Here is a 16,571-nt window from a genome sequence, read left to right on the forward strand (position 1 = left end):
TGCGTAAGAAAAAGATAGTCCACTATCTGCTTATCATGCTTGCGGTGATTCTCGGTGTGCTGGTGTTTCTGGCAATCACGGGTACGGTAGCTCATGCGGCTGGACTGGTTGATAATACCGTGAGCGACGCTAACGCCTATTCAAAATATCCCCTAGAGAATTACCAGCTTGATTTTTACGTTGACAGCTCTTGGGATTGGCTACCGTGGAACTGGCTGGACGGTATCGGAAAAAGTATTCAGTATGGCTTGTATGCTATCACAAACTTTGTCTGGACGGTGAGCCTTTATATCTCAAATGCGACAGGCTATGTGGTACAGGAAGCCTACAAGCTGGACTTTATCTCTGATACCGCAAGCTCAATCGGGAAGAACATTCAGACATTAGCTGGCGTTACTTCCGGCGGCTTTTCCAGTGAGGGATTTTATGTGGGATTCCTGCTTATTCTCATTCTGGTAATGGGTATCTATGTAGCTTACACAGGACTTATCAAGAGGGAAACCACAAAAGCGGTTCATGCGGTAGTCAATTTTCTTGTGGTATTTATCCTGTCAGCATCCTTTATTGCCTATGCCCCAAACTATATCAGCAAAATCAACGACTTTTCATCAGATATAAGCAGCTCTGCTTTGTCACTCGGTACAAAGATCGTGCTGCCCGATTCCAACAGTAAGGGAAAAGACAGTGTGGATTTAATTCGTGACAGTCTGTTTTCCATACAAGTGAAACAACCGTGGCTGCTCTTACAGTACGGGGAATCGGATATAGAAACGCTTGGTTCTGACCGTGTGGAAAGCCTGTTATCGGCAAGTCCAGATACAGACGATAGAGAGGACGTTGTGATTGATGAAATTGAGGACAAGGATAATGCGAATTTAAGTGTTACAAAGACCATGAGCCGATTGGGTACAGTCGTATTCCTGTTTATTTTCAATATCGGTATTTCGATTTTTGTATTCCTGCTCACAGGCATGATGATATTTTCACAGGTGCTGTTTATCATTTACGCTATGTTTTTGCCTGTCAGCTTTATTTTGTCTATGATTCCGACTTATGAGGGCATGGCGAAAAAAGCACTTACAAAACTGTTCAATACGATTATGCTTCGTGCCGGCATTACGCTGATTATCACCACAGCTTTCAGCATATCCACTATGTTTTATTCTATTTCTGCTGGTTATCCGTTCTTTATGGTTGCCTTTTTGCAGATAGTGACGTTTGCTGGTATTTACATGAAGCTGGGAGATTTAATGTCTATGTTCAGCTTACAGGCAAACGATACACAGCAGGTTGGCAGACGTATCATGCGTAGACCTTATATGTTTCTAAGCCGCAGAGCCAGACGCTTAGAGCGTAAAATCGGAAGAACGGTTGCGGCTGGTGCTGCTGGCGGTGTTGCTGGTGCAGCGGCTGCTTCTGCTTCAACGAAAAAAGCAGACAATACAAAATCGTCAAGCGGAAGTCATACCAGACCAAACCATAATACGTCCACTCCTTACAGTGGAGGTAGCAGTAAGCCGCCAGCTTTATCCGATAACATGAGTCAGAAGAAAGATTCGTCAAAATCAGAAGTACATAATAGCTTATCCAGCCAGACACAGGAAATGCAATCTACTTCAAAACGTGGAATCGTGGATAAAAAATCGGTATCGAAGCAGCCGCAATCAGAGAAACAGAATCCGCAGCGTCCGATTGTGGATAAGGCACAGGACAAGCAGGAATCAAAGGATAAGGAGCGACAGGCCGCCGGATCAGCGACAAAGAGAGCTGCCCCGGTGCATGAGCGACCAGCGACAACGCCTGTTCCTGTAAAATCGGATTCACAGGCGGTAGCTTCAAAGCCAGAGCAGAATGTTAAGGAGCGTCCTGTCACGGTGACAAAGGAGCAGCCACAGTCAAGCAAGACTAAAGAGCCTGTAACAAAATCACAGGAGAATGTGAGAACACAGGTTATCAGAGAATCCCGTCCGGCAGATAAACAGGCTTCATCAGCAGTAAGTAAACATTCGCAAGCTGCTACAGATGGTTCACGACAGACTGTGCAGAGAAAGTCGCAGACAAAAACAGTTCAGAAAAAGACCACAAATCAATCTTCTGTGAAGAAATCTACCAGTAAGAAAGGCGGCAAGAAATGAAGTTAAGACATTTCGCTGTGTTCGGTGGGATTTTCACAGTGATTATCTGTCTGCTCCTGTTTTTGTTTATCGTGACCGCAGATGATGAAGAAAGCGGCTCTTCCAGTCTTGATTTTTCTGGACTGAACCTGTCACAAGAAGTCTTGAAACATCAGCCTGCGGTAGAAAAGTATGCAAAGGAATACGGAATCTCTGACTATGTGAACTATCTGCTTGCGATTATGCAGGTGGAATCCGGTGGCACTGGCACGACAGACGTTATGCAAGCCAGTGAATCACTTGGTTTGCCGCTTAATTCCTTGTCTACGGAGGATTCCATCAAACAGGGGTGTAAATACTTCTCGGAGCTTTTGAAATCCGCAGAAGCGAAAGGCTGTGACATCAACACGGTGGTACAGTCCTATAACTATGGCGGCGGCTTCATTGATTACGTTTCCGGTCATGGGAGAAAGTACACTTTTGAGCTGGCGGTCAGCTTCGCAAAGGACAAGTCCGGCGGCGTAACGGTTACATACAATAATGAGATTGCCATAAAAGAAAATGGCGGCTGGCGTTACAAGTACGGGAATATGTTCTATGTAAAATTAGTCAGTCAGTATTTGGCTGTGCCTAGTTTCAGTGACGCAACCGCACAGGCAATCTTCAATGAAGCGTTGAAGTATCAAGGCTGGAAATATGTCTATGGCGGCAGCAATCCAAACACTTCTTTTGATTGTTCTGGTCTTACGTCTTGGTGCTATGCGAAAGCTGGTATCAGCTTACCTCGTACCGCACAGGCACAGTATGACGCTACGCAGCACATACCGCTGTCACAGGCAAAGGCTGGTGACTTGGTATTCTTCCACTCGACCTATAATGCTGGAACATACGTCACTCATGTAGGAATCTATGCAGGAAACAACAGAATGTATCATGCTGGCGACCCTATCGGATATGCAGATTTAACAAGCTCGTACTGGCAGCAACACTTGATTGGTGCCGGACGGGTGAAAACCAAATAAGAAAGGAATGGTGCTATGCTATTTAAGAAAAAGGATAAGGAATCGAAACCAAAGAAAGAGAAAAAAGTGCCTGTGATGAAAGTCGGCACGCATAAGAAAACCGTGATTGCCTTATGGCTGGTGCTGATTGCCAGTGTCAGCTTTGGGGTGTATAAGAATTTCACCGCCATTGATATGCACACGGTATATGAGAAAGAAGTCATTGAACAACGTATTGTTGATACCAACAAGATAGAGAACTTTGTAAAAGCCTTTGCGAAGTCCTATTATTCTTGGAGCAACACGCAGGAATCCATTGAGAAAAGAACCGCAGCCATTAACCAGTACCTTACAAAGAGCTTGCAGGATTTGAATGTCGATACGGTACGACAGGATATACCTACAAGCTCTACGGTGACGGACGTTAAGATTTGGGAGGTTGAAGCGGCTGGAACGGACGACTTTACCGTTGTCTACTCGGTAGATCAAACGGTAACAGAGGGAGAAACTTCTATCGGTTACACTTCCGCTTACATGGTAGTGGTTCATGTAGATGATAACGAAAACATGGTGATTACACAGAATCCGACCATCAGCAGCATACCGACAAAATCCGGCTATGAACCAAAAGCAAAGGAATCAGATGGAACGGTGGACGCTGCCACTACGGAAGAAGTGACAGAGTTCTTGGAAACATTCTTCAAGCTGTACCCTACTGCAACAGAAAAAGAGCTTGCCTACTATGTATCGGGGAATGTGCTGGAACCTGTCAACTGTGATTATGTGTTCTCGGAGCTGGTAAATCCAATCTTTATACAAGACGGTGAACAAGTGAATGTATCGGTATCAGTGAAGTATCTCGACCAGAGGACAAAGGCAACGCAGATTTCACAGTTTGATTTGACGCTGGAAAAAGATAGTAACTGGAAGATTGTAAAATAATATGATAAAAGGCTTGTACCTCATACATAGTATGATTTGCAAGCCTTTTGTATGCCATATTAACTGTGATTTTTTTCGACTTCGATAATCTCCTTTGCAGTTGCAGTCACAATCTGTATACCCGTATCGCTCATATCATCAAGAAGCGCGTCAAGCTGCCGCCGCTGTGTATTCTTTTCCGGCGGCGTATCTAAAAGGAACTGGTCTACGGATATATGATAGCGCAACATAAGTTCAAAGAAAATCTGTAAACTTGGGTGTTGCCCGTTGTTCTCAATATTTGCAAGGTAGCGTGGGGAAATATACATTTCATCGCTTACTTTCTTGCGGCTTTCCTTGCGCTCTTTCCGCGCTGCTTTTATCGCTTCCCCAAAAGCCTTGAAGTCGTATTTTTTTACTGGTCTTTTTGCCATATTCATTCACCCGATTACATTTTACTGTTCCTCTTTCTTTTTGGATATGTCTATACAATTCCTATTGCAAACCTAAATAGTGCCTATTTCTATACTTGCTATTATTCGCTGTACCGTATATAATTATACTGATAATTTTGAAGAAAGGACGAATGACTTATGGAATATATGTCTTGTGCAGAAGCAGCGGGCAAATGGGGCATTTCAGAAAGACGGGTGCAGAAACTTTGTGAGGGGAACCGCATATCGGGTGTTTCAAAATTTGGAAGTATGTGGCTGATACCAAAGAACGCGAAAAAGCCGATTGACGGCAGAACGAAAAAGGGAAAGGAGCTGCGCCATGAATAATTTATTACTTCTGGAAGATGATATAAGCTTAATAGATGGATTACAATACTCTCTTAATAAAAATGGTTTTCATGTTGATATTGCCCGAACCGTTGAGGAAGCAAGAAAGCGTTTGGTTGAAATAGAAAAGTATGATTTGCTCATTCTCGATGTTACATTACCAGACGGAACAGGATTTGAAGTTTGTGAAAAAGTCCGAAAACACAATACACAAATACCAATTATCTTCTTAACTGCTTCTGATGAAGAAGTTAATATAATTCGAGGATTAGATTGCGGTGGAGATGATTATGTCACAAAGCCGTTTAAGTTAGGAGAATTATGTTCCCGTATACGCGCATTACTACGCCGCGCAGGAGTATCAACACAAGATAAAGCAAATGTATTAGAATGTGGGGACATTTCCATTGACCTCTTAGGAAGCCGCGTCCTATTAAATGGTAAATTATTAGAGCTGACAAATGTAGAATATCGTTTACTTTGTCTGTTAGTACGAAATGCTAACCACATTATTTCAAGAGATATTATTTTAAATGACTTATGGGACGGAACAGGGAATTTTGTTGACGATAATACTTTGTCCGTTTATGTTCGTCGGCTTCGTGAAAAAATTGAGAGGGACGCTTCACATCCACAGCACCTAATAACTGTCCGGGGATTTGGCTATCAGTGGAAAGAGGTGGAGCTATGAGCATTTTCCGCGACAAACAAATAAAGTGGTTTTGCTTTTTTATCGTTATATATGCTGCTCTGATTTTCGGTACTGCTATATGGTTTTCTCAAAATCAAATAGCTGCTGCAAAATCTATGTATCTGGAACATGACAGTGCCATTGTATCTTCACTGTTAGAGCAAGGCGTTTCAGAAGAAGTGATTGCAAATGCTATTTCTGCCACAGAAGCAAATAACGCAGGAATAAAATTGTTAAGTGATTTTGGAATTGGTAAAAATACAATGGGAACTTTGCTTCCACATTTTTCACGGTTTCAATATCATTCTTTGAGTATGTCGCTGTTTGTCTGTATTTTCTTAATAGTGCTTTTGTTTATAGGGGTTATTTCTTTCCTTTTGGTAAGAAATCAGCTATACCGACAAGCGGGTAACATTATAAATAACTATATTAACAATGATTATTCCTGCCATTTGCCGCAGCATAGTGAGGGTGCAATCTTCCAGTTGTTCGCTTCTATTGAACAGCTTGCTACTATGCTGCAATCAAAAAATGAAACGGAACACAAAGCAAAGGAATTTTTGAAAACCACAATTTCAGATATTTCACATCAATTAAAGACCCCTTTAGCGGCTTTAATGATGTATCAGGAAATTATAGAAAATGAACCGGATAACATTGATACTGTTATGGAATTTTCCCGCAAAATCGGAACAGCATTAAAACGTATGGAGCAGCTTATTCAATCTATGCTAAAAATCACACGTTTAGATACAGGAAATATTATTTTTGAAAAGGAAAGTTGTTTTGTAAAGGAAGTAGTTGAAAATGCAATTAACGAACTCACAACAAGGGCAATACAGGAAAATAAGCAGATTATCATAGAGGGCGAACCAACAGTACAGATGATTTGTGATATAGACTGGACCAGTGAAGCGATTGGAAATCTGGTAAAAAACGCCTTAGACCATACTGAACCGGGAGGAATCATACGCATTACTTGGGAAAACACGCCTACTATGTTACGACTTTTTGTATCTGATGATGGCAGCGGTATTGCACCAGAAGATATACATCACATTTTCAAACGATTTTATCGTAGCAAACATTCCCTTGATACACAGGGAATTGGATTAGGGCTACCTCTTGTTAAATCTATCATAGAGGGGCAAGGAGGGATTGTTTCTGTACAAAGCATTTTACATGAGGGAACGATTTTTTCACTTTCTTTCCTTACGAAATCGTAAGGTTAAATTCATCAGATTGTAAGCTGCTGTTGCTATTATTTGAAGAAAGGAGGTTATCGCTTTATGGAAATTTTAAGAGTGGAAAACTTATCAAAAACTTATGGAAAAGGTGAAGCAAAAGTAGACGCCTTAAAGAATGTATCATTTTCTCTTGAAAAAGGAGAATTTGCTGCTGTTGTCGGAGAATCCGGTTCTGGAAAAAGCACCTTGCTAAACTGCATTGGGGCTTTAGATACGCCTACTTCCGGCACAATTTTCATTGACGGGCAAAACCTGTTTTCTATGAAAGAAGAAAAAAGGACAATTTTCAGACGGCGCAATATAGGATTTATTTTTCAATCTTTTCAGCTTGTGCCGGAACTAAATGTAGAACAGAACATCATGTTTCCGCTTCTGCTTGATTATCGTAAACCAGACCCGGAAAAAGTTAATGAAATTCTTGTTCTGCTTGGATTGGCAGAGCGTCGCAATCATTTACCGAGCCAGTTATCCGGGGGACAGCAACAAAGGGTAGCGATTGGGAGAGCATTGATTACACAACCAAAACTTATATTAGCTGATGAACCGACCGGAAATCTTGACAGCAAAAATAGCCATGATGTTATGGATATGCTTATCAGTGCTTCCAGACGCTTTCAGCAAACAATTTTGATGATTACACATAATAACAATCTGACAGCTTCGGTTGACAGGGTTTTCCGCGTTAGTGACGGTATTCTAACAGATTTGGGAGGAACAGCAAATGAAACATTATCTTAAACTCGTTCCTATATCTGCAAAAATTCATCACAAACAAAGTAAAATGACCCGTATCTGCATTACTCTTGCGGTACTTTTAGTTGCGGTTATGTTCGGGCTTGCAGATATGTACTTACAAGGGGTTACGCAACATCAAATGCAAGAAAGCGGAAATTGGCATTATAAATTTCATTCTATTGATACACAAACGGCCGCTTTCATTTCAGCGCGACCAGAAACGGTAGCTTTCGGGTGGTATGATACGATTACTGCTGAAGCCGGATATTCAGTAAAAGGACACTCTGTTTCAATCAGCGCACAAGACAAAAATGTTTTTGAGGATATATTTCTAAACAAGATCACAGAGGGGGAATATCCAGACGCACCAAATGAAATAGCCGTATCTTCTTTACTAAAAGATACAGCTTCAGTTTCTTTGAATGAAACGGTTAGCTTATCCAAAACAGACGGAAGTACAACAGACTATTTGATAGTTGGGTTTTTAGATGATACCAGAACATCACGTTTAGTTGCCGGGGAAACGCCGATTATTGTTATGACACCGGAGGGTTTTTCAACTCTTACCGGTTCTGCCGCTGACGAAAGCTACATTGTTCAATTTTCACGCTTATGTAATATACCTGATGCAATCGCAAGTATTAAAGAAAGCAATAACCTATCTGACGAACAGATAACAGGAAATGTGCCGCTTTTAAGCATACAGGGACAGATAGCAGGAAAAACAGGCTTGAACCAGATTTATCAAGTTGCCTTTATTCTTTCTCTTATTGTTATGCTAACTTGTATTCTGATGATTTCAAGTAGTCTTAACAGTAATGTTGCGAAAAGGACAGAATTTTTCGGTATGCTTCGTTGTCTGGGAGCAACAAAAAAGCAGATAATGCGTTTTGTACGATTAGAGGGATTGTATTGGTGCAAAACTGCTATTCCTATGGGGATTATATTATCTATATTGATTGTTTGGATTTTGTCGGCTGCTATGAGAATAATAAACCCACAATGGTTTTCGTCCATGCCGCTTTTTGGTATAAGTTGGATAAGCATAATTGCAAGTATTCTATTAGGACTGATAACTGTTTTACTAGCTGCCCGTTCTCCTGCAAAGAAAGCAGCGAAAGTTTCTCCCCTTACGGCCATATCGGGAAATGCGGAACAAACGGTTTTATTTCGGAAGGCTGCAAATACAAAGACTTTTAAAATTGAAACTGCACTGGGTATTCATCATGCGAAAGCAAAGAAAAGAAATTATATTTTAATGACAGGTGCATTTGCTGTCTGCATTACATTATTCCTTACATTCAGTACGCTTGTTGATTTTATGAAAAATGCTTTTGTACCTCCAGCATATACGCCGGAATTATCCATAGCAAGTGAAACGAATACTTGCTCGATTGATAGTGAACAGTTAGAACAGATTAAGCGAAATGGTGCTGTCAAACGAGCATACGGGCGTATGTTTGCTTATAATGTTCCGGCAGAGAGTAACGGAAAATACTATAATATAAACCTTATTTCCTATGAGGAAAATCAATTTAGGTGGGCGGCGGACTCTTTAATATCCGGCTCCATAGATACAGTTATTCAACAAGAAAACCAAATATTATTTGTACAAACTGAAAATGCTGATATGCAAATTGGCGACAATATAACTCTATCTATCAACAATACGGAACAAATAGTTACTGTTGCAGGAATTTTATCTGACAGTCCTTTATCCCGCATAGAGGGAACGGAAACTTTTTTCTGTTCAGAGGAAACTTTTACTGCGTTGACCGGAGAAACAGGATATACCATTATAGATATTCAGTTTGAGAACAATGCTTCCAGTGCAGATGTAGACGCGATCGTAAGCCTGTTTCCTAATGGTGGCGTGATTTTTTTAGACAGCCTTTCAAACGTTCAACAGCAAAGAAATCTGTACCATACTTTCGCTGTCCTTGTTTACGGCTTTCTGTCTATTATTGTTGCGATTACAATTTTTCATATTATGAATACAATCAATATGGGAGTTGCAGCAAAAATGAAAGAATATGGAGGTATGAGGGCTATTGGAATGAGTGACCGACAGCTTGTAAAAATGATAATTGCAGAAGCGGGCACTTATGCAATAAGCGGAGTAATATGGGGGTGCATGATAGGGATTCCTATGCACTGGGTTATTTATGTAAGTCTGATTACAAATATTTGGGGAACTGTCTGGAACTTTCCAGTTATTCCTCTTGCATTGATAGTTGTCATTGTTTTATTTACCTCCCTCTTAGCAGTACGAGGACCAGCAAAACAATTACAAAATATGTCTATCGTAGATAATATTAGTGTCCAGTAAGACATTTTTAGCGGGAGGCTCTAAATGCTTCCCGCTTTTTCTGACCTTACAAATCCGTAAGCAAAAATTCATCTTAAAGTAAGCTGACATTGATAAAATTAAAAAACAAAGAAAATAATTCAAAATCTGCCGGACGACGGTAAAAGAAAAAAAGCCGTCGCAGAGCAGACGTATTTTCACGCGCCATTTCTAAATTCCGGCGGCTTTGATTTTCAGAGCCGCCGCTTCTTTTTGCCTATCAGCAGTTTACGACGACCCTAATACTATATAAATGGCGGCTAATGGAGGTAGCCGCTATGATATATAGAGCATATCGACAAAGTACGACATATTTCAGTTTGTCAAAAAAAATTCGACCACTACCAGATATATTTCTGCCCTTGAATATGAACTCTTAAATCAATCAAATACTTTTTATAATTCATATGCGCCTGTTTGGAGATTTCAAATAGGTGCATTTTGCATTTTAGGAAATCTTTCAAAAGTTTTTGAAGATTTTTTCCTAAAAGCGCAACAAATAGCTGCTGCGTGGGTAGCTACTGTGCGGAAAGGGGGAGTGAGGGAAAACAGCCCTCACCTACTCTCACGCAGAAAGGAGGTGAAAATTATGAAGTCATCTTCTTTCCAACAGGCTATTCAAGCACAATTTGATTGCCTTACAAAGAAAGTCATTAAAAGAGCAGCAATGAAGTATAACCGCGATATTTCAAGACACTTGAAGCACGAAGTTCCATTCTCTGAAATTTCAGATTTGGAATTGAACAAAGCAGGCGTTTATGACAAATATTCTAGCGATTATACAGTGTTCAATGTTCTTGGCATGGAAGTACAAGTATCTGACGACCAGTTAAGTAAAGCGCTCAAATGTTTACCAGAGAGAAAACGCAATATCATTTTGTTGTCATACTTTATGGATATGTCTGACGCAGAAATCGGAGAGCTTATGAACGTGGTACGCACCACTGTTTACCGTCACAGGACAAGTACTCTGGAAGAATTACGAAAAATGATGGAGGAAGAATAGCATGGGTGGAGACCAAAAACATATACCATTTGCTGTGATTGTGGCGGCTACCAATGGTGTTGAAACCGCAATACAGGAAATCTTGAATTTCTATGATGGGTACATATCAAAGTTGAGCTTACGCAAATTGTATGACGAATACGGTAACGTCTACATGGTGGTGGATTCCGAATTGAAAGGCAGAATACAGGAGGCGGTCATGGATATGATTGCAAACTTTGAGATTGTCGTAATCTAATTATTCTGATGGGCGGGGCATTTCCCCTTTCCTCTGCTCCGCTTGTTAATCTATGAAAGTCCATTACCTAAGTAGTGGATTTTCATAGACTGGCAAATACAGTCAAGTGTTCTTTGACAACTGAATACAATAATCAGATACGTTTGATATACAGCGAGCCGACAGACTGGAACGCCATGACCCATGAAAGGAGGGAAAACAGGCGAGCGACCACGCCAGTGATCTGTGAACAACTGTTGGAAAGGTTGTTGCCATGACCTGTATATCAGAATAATGATACACCCGTATGACACGGTTTGCCCATCAGAATGGGAAAGGTGAAAGTCCTGTGGAGCTTGCCAGAGCCATTTGATTATTGAGAAAAAGGAAAGCAGACAGGTATATTGGATAAGCCTGTTTGCGTATGTTGAGAATAGATAGCCAAAACAAGGAGGGCGATAAAGTTTGGAAAAGAAAGAACCAATCCGATATACAGTGGAAAGAGAGTTTTTATCAAAGTTTACCGCAGAGGAATTGCTTATCCGTATCATCAAATCTCACCTTAATAATAAGGCTCAAAACGGGTAGTCTGGTATGAGAAATCCACAGAAAGCGGCTGTTTTTTATGGTAAAGCGTGGTATAATCTTATTATAGATAGGGCAACAGTTGAATGGGTGGATATATGAAACTTCAAAAAGTATTGGACTTGTTCAATGTTGCAATTTATATCAGATTATCAAGAGAAGATGGTGATAAGGAAGAAAGCGATAGCGTAGGAAATCAGAGAAAACTTTTAGCAGAGTATATTGCAAAAAAAGAAGATTTTATCTTGTATGACGTGTACGTTGATGATGGTTATTCGGGAACGAATTTCAACCGACCTAGTTTCCAGAGAATGATTGCGGATATTGAAGATGGAAAAGTTAATTGTGTTGTTGTAAAGGATTTATCAAGATTCGGGCGTGATTACATTGATACCGGAAGATACTTGGAGCGATATTTTCCAGAAATGGGAGTCCGTTTCATATCGGTAACAGACGGTATTGACAGTATGAAGCAGGCATATGATATGCTTCTCCCAATCAAGAATATTTTCAATGAACAGTATGCAAGAGATATTTCCAAAAAGATACAGGCAACAGTAAAGTCAAAACAAAAAGCCGGTGAGTTTATTGGAGCATTTACAAGCTATGGCTACAAAAAATCTCCTGTGGATAAAAATAAGCTGGTGATTGATGATTATGCGGCTGATGTTGTCCGCAGAATCTTTTCCTTATATATACAGGGGTATGGGAAACAGAAAATTGCTAAGCTGCTGAACGCAGAGGGTGTTCTTTGTCCGGCAGAATATAAAAAGGTCAATGGTGAGAATTACAAAAACTGTAACCGTCTGGAGAGTACAACGTACTGGTCGTATTCCACAATCAACAGTATTCTCCACAGAGAAATGTATGTGGGGAACATGGTACAGGGAACAAAGCATCAGCGCATGCGAAGCAAGCAGAAGAAAATGCCAAAAGAAGAATGGATTGTCGTTGAAAATACCCATGAGCCGATTATAGATAAAGCAACATGGGAAAAAGCTCAATCTCTTTTACAGAAAAGGACAAGAGAACTGGATTTGGAAACGAATAAAAATATCTTTGCTGGTTTTGTGAAATGTGGCGACTGTGGCAGGGCAATGGCAAAAAATATGTGGCGTCGTGCAGATGGAAGTAAAACATATAGTCTTTATTGTGGAACATATAAGAGAAACGGGAAACAGTATTGTACGCCCCACACACTTCCTATGGTGGTTTTGGAAGATATTGTGCTAGGTGATTTAAAAGCAATCGTTGACAACGTAGACAACTTAAAAGAGCTGGTACAATCGCAGAGCTTCACAGCTTCAAAAGTCAAAAGGATTGCAGATACGGAACTTAGCAAAATCAAAGCAGAGTTGGAACGTGTGAAAAAGCTAAAAAAATCCGTATATGAAGATTACAGAGAAGAACTGATTTCCAAAGAAGAATTTCTTTCTTACCGAGAGGATTATCTAAAAAAAGAAGAACTTTACTCCAAACAGATTGAAGCACTGGAAGAAAAGAAGAATGACAATGTGACAGAAGATGTTTTTGAAACGCCTTGGCTTAAAAGGCTTTTGGAATTAAAAGACATTGAAGCACTGGACAGAGATATTGTGGTGGAAATGATAAGTGAAATAAAAGTCTACGAAAACCGCAAAATCAAAATTACTTATAACTTCGGAAATGAACTGGAACATTTATTTTCTAGCGTTTACAGTGTAGAATCGGAGGAAAAGGTTATCTAATCTCACACATTTCTAAATCCCCTAATCAGTCTGGGGGAAATACATATAGCATTTGCGCAATTAACACCCTGCACACGGAGGGTCTGACCCTGGAGCCGTATACATGGGCAGGCGTGAAAAGGATGACAATCTATCGCTGACTCTTGCTGTGGGAAAAATCCTTGAGAATAATGGAGTTGACGTTTTATATACAAGGACAACTGACGATTATCTCACACCATTTGAACGGGCACGGCTGGCAAATGAGGCGGGAGTGGATTATTTTATTTCCTTCCACCGAAACAGCAGCTCTGAAGCGAACCAGTACAAGGGCGTTGAGGTCCTTGTTTATGATAAAAGCGGGATTAAATACGAGATGGCGCAGAACATTGTGGGGGCGTTGGGAGAACTGGGATTTCGGGAGATTGGTGTAAAAGAAAGACCGGGACTTGTGGTTCTCCGCCGTACAAGGATGCCGGCTCTATTGATTGAGACCGGGTTTATCAACTCTGATGAGGATAATCTTATCTATGATGAAAAGCAAACGGAGATTGCGCAGGCTATTGCAGATGCCATCCTGGGAACGCTGAACGAGGAAACAATTGAGAGTCCTCTTTATTACCGGGTGCAGGTTGGCGCATACAGGAACCGGGAAAACGCGGACAGAATGTTGTACCAGTTACTGGATAAAGGATACCCGGCATTTTTGATTCATGACGGTGAACTGTATAAGGCCCAGGTGGGCGCTTTTCAGCAGATTGGAAATGCGATAAATATGGAACAGAGGTTGAGAAATGACGGATACAGTACTGTGATCGTGACAAGATAGGGAAATTGGATGCGCAAACCGTAAACCGGGCGGTGAAAGTGACCGCCCGGGAGAAAGAACACTGGGAGAAATCTTTTCTGGAATATAGAAGAGCGATATGCTATACTGTTTCAGAAAAGATATACAAAAGTTCCAGAAAGAGCAGGTAGTATATGAAGTACAGTGGTTTTTTAAATCAGATAGAGAATTTTATTTTTACAGAAGGAAAGCCCCAAAAATCGGACATTATCTTTGTACCGGGAAACGGATTTCCGGAAATGGCAGAGAGAGCAGCGGAATTGTATCGGGAAGGGTATGCACCCTATATTCTGCCAAGCGGAAGATACAGTATCACGCAGGGAAGATTTTCAGGAGTATTGTCCCAAAAAGAGGCCTATAATGGTGAATATGCTACGGAATGGGAGTTTCTGAAAGAGGTGCTTTTAAGAAACGGTGTGTCGGAACAGGCGATCTTAAGGGAAGACCAGGCAACGTTTACCTATGAAAATGCGATTTTTTCCAGGCAGGTTACGGACAAGGCAGGAATCTGTGTGGAAAAAGCCGTACTTTGCTGCAAAACCTACCATGCAAGGCGGTCACTTATGTATTACCAGCTTTTGTATCCGGAAACGGAATTTATAGTATGCCCTGCCTGTCCGGACGGCATTACAAGAAACAATTGGAGAGAAACGGAAGCTGGCGTGGAAGCTGTTACAGGAGAAGTATCCAGGATCATAAAACAGTTTTCTCTAATGCTGGATTATAAAGAATCGTAAAGGCGGATATAAAAATCCAGCGAATCTTCACACAGAACAAAATGAAATGCTTTCCTATGACATAAAAAAGTACCGATGTCCTTTAAAATGGACGAACGGTACTTTTTCTTATTGTTTGAATTTACTGTCCGGTTATTCGGCTGTCTCGCTTTGGTCATCTTCCTTTTCAGGAAGCCAGATATGAACAAGACTGATCCTGTTTTTGTCAAGCTCATCAACCACAAGACGGATACCGTTTTCAAGAGTAACGGATTGTCCTTGGGTAGGAAGGCTGTCAAGCTGCTCAATGATATAGCCGCCTATCGAATCGTAATCTTCGGATTCCAACTCTGTACTAAGAGCTTCATTAATATCATCAAGCTTGGCGGAGCCAAGAGCTGTATATTCACGGCCAGGCTGGATCTCCTTTAAATCCTCCTCCTCGTCTTCATCGTATTCATCCCGGATTTCTCCTACGATTTCTTCCAGAAGGTTTTCAAGAGTTACAAGTCCGGCTGTGGAACCGTACTCATCCAGTACAATGGCAAGGTTTACGGAAGCTTTGCGCATCTCCATCATCAGGTCAGCAGTTCCTTTGTATTCGTAAGTAAAATATGGCTCTCTTAGGATCTCACGGATGGAGAATGGCTTATTTGAAGGATAAAGGAGCAGATCCTTGACATTTATGATACCAATAACATTATCTGTATTATCCTCATATACGGGAAAGCGTGTGTGCATATCCTCTTTGAAGATATCCATCAGCTCTTCATAAGTGGCATTTACATCCACAAATGTCATGTCAATTCTGGGAATCATCACGTCCTTTGCGGCAGAATCACCGAAATCAAATACGTTATAGATCATCTGCTGTTCCTCACGCTCAATGACACCGTCTTCCTGGCTTGCATTTACCAGAGTACGGAGTTCATGTTCTGTCATGGCGTTGGGTTTGGCATTTGGGTCTACCCGAAGAAGAAACATAATGCCATTTCCAAGCTTTCCCACTATATAGACAACGGGTGTCAGAACGATCATGAGAAAATAAATCGGCTTTGCGTAAGCCAGAGCAAATTTTTCGGCCTTCAGAGTTGCCAGGGTCTTAGGAGTGATCTCTCCGAAGAGGAGGACTACCAGAGTCAGGCAGCCGGTGGCAAGACCTACATACAGGTTTCCGAAAAGCTTGATGGTCAGGGTAGTTACAAGTGAAGAAACTGCCATGTTTACAATGTTGTTGCCTATCAATACGGTGCTCAGCATTTTTGCGGAATTGGAAATTACCTTTTCCAGGATCACGGCGCGTTTGTCACCCTGCTCCACCAGGGCCTGAATACGTATTCGGTTTACGGTTGTCATAGATGTCTCTGCGGATGAAAAGAAGGCGGACAGCAGCAACAAAATCAGTATTGCAGCCGCCTGTATAGGGACACTTGAATCCAAAATATAGTTCACTCCTTTTTGTTTGTGGTTGTAGCTGCCTAAGGTCAGAAGAAGGATGAAATTCTGTGAAACCTTTGAACAGATACATATGTTATTATGTGATTAGAGTAGAATATACATGATTTCCTATAAAAAAGCAAGAGAAATCATCGTGTCGAAAAAAAGTATAATTTGGGGGTGTCGAAAAAAGAAGAACTGTGATATAATATTTTTGAC

The 16,571-nt window shown here is 41.0% G+C and carries 16 protein-coding genes and 1 pseudogene; 15 read left to right on the forward strand and 2 right to left on the reverse strand.

The features are described from left to right. Positions 1–35: 35 nt before the first annotated feature. The 3 genes from ACESZH_RS11575 to ACESZH_RS11585 are packed head-to-tail and all read left to right on the forward strand — an operon-like array spanning position 36 to position 4,057. Entirely contained in the window at positions 36–2,135 is a 2,100-nt protein-coding gene (locus ACESZH_RS11575; protein WP_373215710.1) for a CD3337/EF1877 family mobilome membrane protein, read from the forward strand. Further along, positions 2,132–3,136: a lysozyme family protein gene (locus tag ACESZH_RS11580; protein ID WP_373215639.1), complete on the forward strand. Its 1,005-nt coding sequence runs from the start codon at positions 2,132–2,134 to the stop codon at positions 3,134–3,136. The genes ACESZH_RS11575 and ACESZH_RS11580 overlap by 4 nt, the downstream gene beginning before the upstream one ends. A gap of 15 nt (positions 3,137–3,151) precedes the next feature. After that, entirely contained in the window at positions 3,152–4,057 is a 906-nt protein-coding gene (locus tag ACESZH_RS11585; RefSeq protein ID WP_373215640.1) for a conjugal transfer protein, read from the forward strand. 59 nt (positions 4,058–4,116) lie between these two features. Here the strand turns inward: ACESZH_RS11585 and ACESZH_RS11590 are convergent, their stop codons facing one another. Then, on the reverse strand, positions 4,117–4,470 hold the full coding sequence (locus ACESZH_RS11590) for a helix-turn-helix domain-containing protein (RefSeq protein ID WP_373215641.1): 354 nt from the start codon (positions 4,468–4,470) through the stop codon (positions 4,117–4,119). Between the two features lie 159 nt (positions 4,471–4,629). On the opposite strand from ACESZH_RS11590, the gene ACESZH_RS11595 reads away from it, so the two are divergent. The 12 genes and pseudogenes from ACESZH_RS11595 to ACESZH_RS11650 all read left to right on the forward strand — a co-directional run bounded on the left by ACESZH_RS11595 (position 4,630) and on the right by ACESZH_RS11650 (position 14,936). Beyond that, the gene (locus ACESZH_RS11595; protein ID WP_373215642.1) at positions 4,630–4,818 is read left to right on the forward strand and encodes a helix-turn-helix domain-containing protein; all 189 of its coding nucleotides are present in this window, start codon (positions 4,630–4,632) and stop codon (positions 4,816–4,818) included. Next, on the forward strand, positions 4,811–5,509 hold the full coding sequence (locus tag ACESZH_RS11600) for a response regulator transcription factor (protein ID WP_373215643.1): 699 nt from the start codon (positions 4,811–4,813) through the stop codon (positions 5,507–5,509). The genes ACESZH_RS11595 and ACESZH_RS11600 overlap by 8 nt, the downstream gene beginning before the upstream one ends. Continuing rightward, complete coding sequence (locus ACESZH_RS11605) at positions 5,506–6,735, forward strand: sensor histidine kinase (RefSeq protein WP_373215644.1); 1,230 nt, start codon at positions 5,506–5,508, stop codon at positions 6,733–6,735. The genes ACESZH_RS11600 and ACESZH_RS11605 overlap by 4 nt, the downstream gene beginning before the upstream one ends. 63 nt (positions 6,736–6,798) lie before the next feature. Then, positions 6,799–7,494, forward strand: a complete 696-nt coding sequence (locus ACESZH_RS11610; RefSeq protein WP_018596005.1) for an ABC transporter ATP-binding protein — start codon at positions 6,799–6,801, stop codon at positions 7,492–7,494. Continuing rightward, positions 7,478–9,820, forward strand: coding sequence for an ABC transporter permease (locus ACESZH_RS11615; protein WP_373215645.1), 2,343 nt, complete (start codon positions 7,478–7,480; stop codon positions 9,818–9,820). Before ACESZH_RS11610 ends, ACESZH_RS11615 begins: the two co-directional genes overlap by 17 nt. Positions 9,821–10,427: 607 nt before the next feature. Then, on the forward strand, positions 10,428–10,844 hold the full coding sequence (locus tag ACESZH_RS11620; protein ID WP_373215646.1) for an RNA polymerase sigma factor: 417 nt from the start codon (positions 10,428–10,430) through the stop codon (positions 10,842–10,844). Position 10,845: 1 nt separating this feature from the next. After that, the gene (locus tag ACESZH_RS11625) at positions 10,846–11,082 is read left to right on the forward strand and encodes a helix-turn-helix domain-containing protein (RefSeq protein WP_373215647.1); all 237 of its coding nucleotides are present in this window, start codon (positions 10,846–10,848) and stop codon (positions 11,080–11,082) included. A gap of 444 nt (positions 11,083–11,526) precedes the next feature. Beyond that, a complete protein-coding gene (locus tag ACESZH_RS11630) occupies positions 11,527–11,649 on the forward strand; it encodes a hypothetical protein (protein ID WP_279222293.1) in 123 nt (40 codons plus the stop codon). Positions 11,650–11,744: 95 nt separating this feature from the next. Then, positions 11,745–13,373, forward strand: a complete 1,629-nt coding sequence (locus ACESZH_RS11635; RefSeq protein WP_373215648.1) for a recombinase family protein — start codon at positions 11,745–11,747, stop codon at positions 13,371–13,373. A 79-nt stretch (positions 13,374–13,452) separates the two neighbouring features. Beyond that, positions 13,453–13,917: pseudogene (locus tag ACESZH_RS11640) on the forward strand (N-acetylmuramoyl-L-alanine amidase); the annotation flags it as partial. 60 nt (positions 13,918–13,977) lie between these two features. Next, positions 13,978–14,181, forward strand: a complete 204-nt coding sequence (locus tag ACESZH_RS11645) for an SPOR domain-containing protein (protein ID WP_373215711.1) — start codon at positions 13,978–13,980, stop codon at positions 14,179–14,181. Between the two features lie 152 nt (positions 14,182–14,333). Beyond that, positions 14,334–14,936 (forward strand): YdcF family protein, encoded by a 603-nt coding sequence (locus ACESZH_RS11650; RefSeq protein WP_373215649.1) that lies wholly within the window; start codon positions 14,334–14,336, stop codon positions 14,934–14,936. A 132-nt stretch (positions 14,937–15,068) separates the two neighbouring features. Here ACESZH_RS11650 and ACESZH_RS11655 read toward each other — a convergent pair whose 3' ends face one another. Beyond that, positions 15,069–16,355, reverse strand: a complete 1,287-nt coding sequence (locus ACESZH_RS11655) for an HlyC/CorC family transporter (protein ID WP_373215651.1) — start codon at positions 16,353–16,355, stop codon at positions 15,069–15,071. Between the last annotated feature and the right edge of the window lie 216 nt (positions 16,356–16,571).

Source organism: Ruminococcus sp. 5_1_39BFAA, assembly GCF_964240875.1.
Classification (GTDB): domain Bacteria; phylum Bacillota; class Clostridia; order Lachnospirales; family Lachnospiraceae; genus Blautia_A.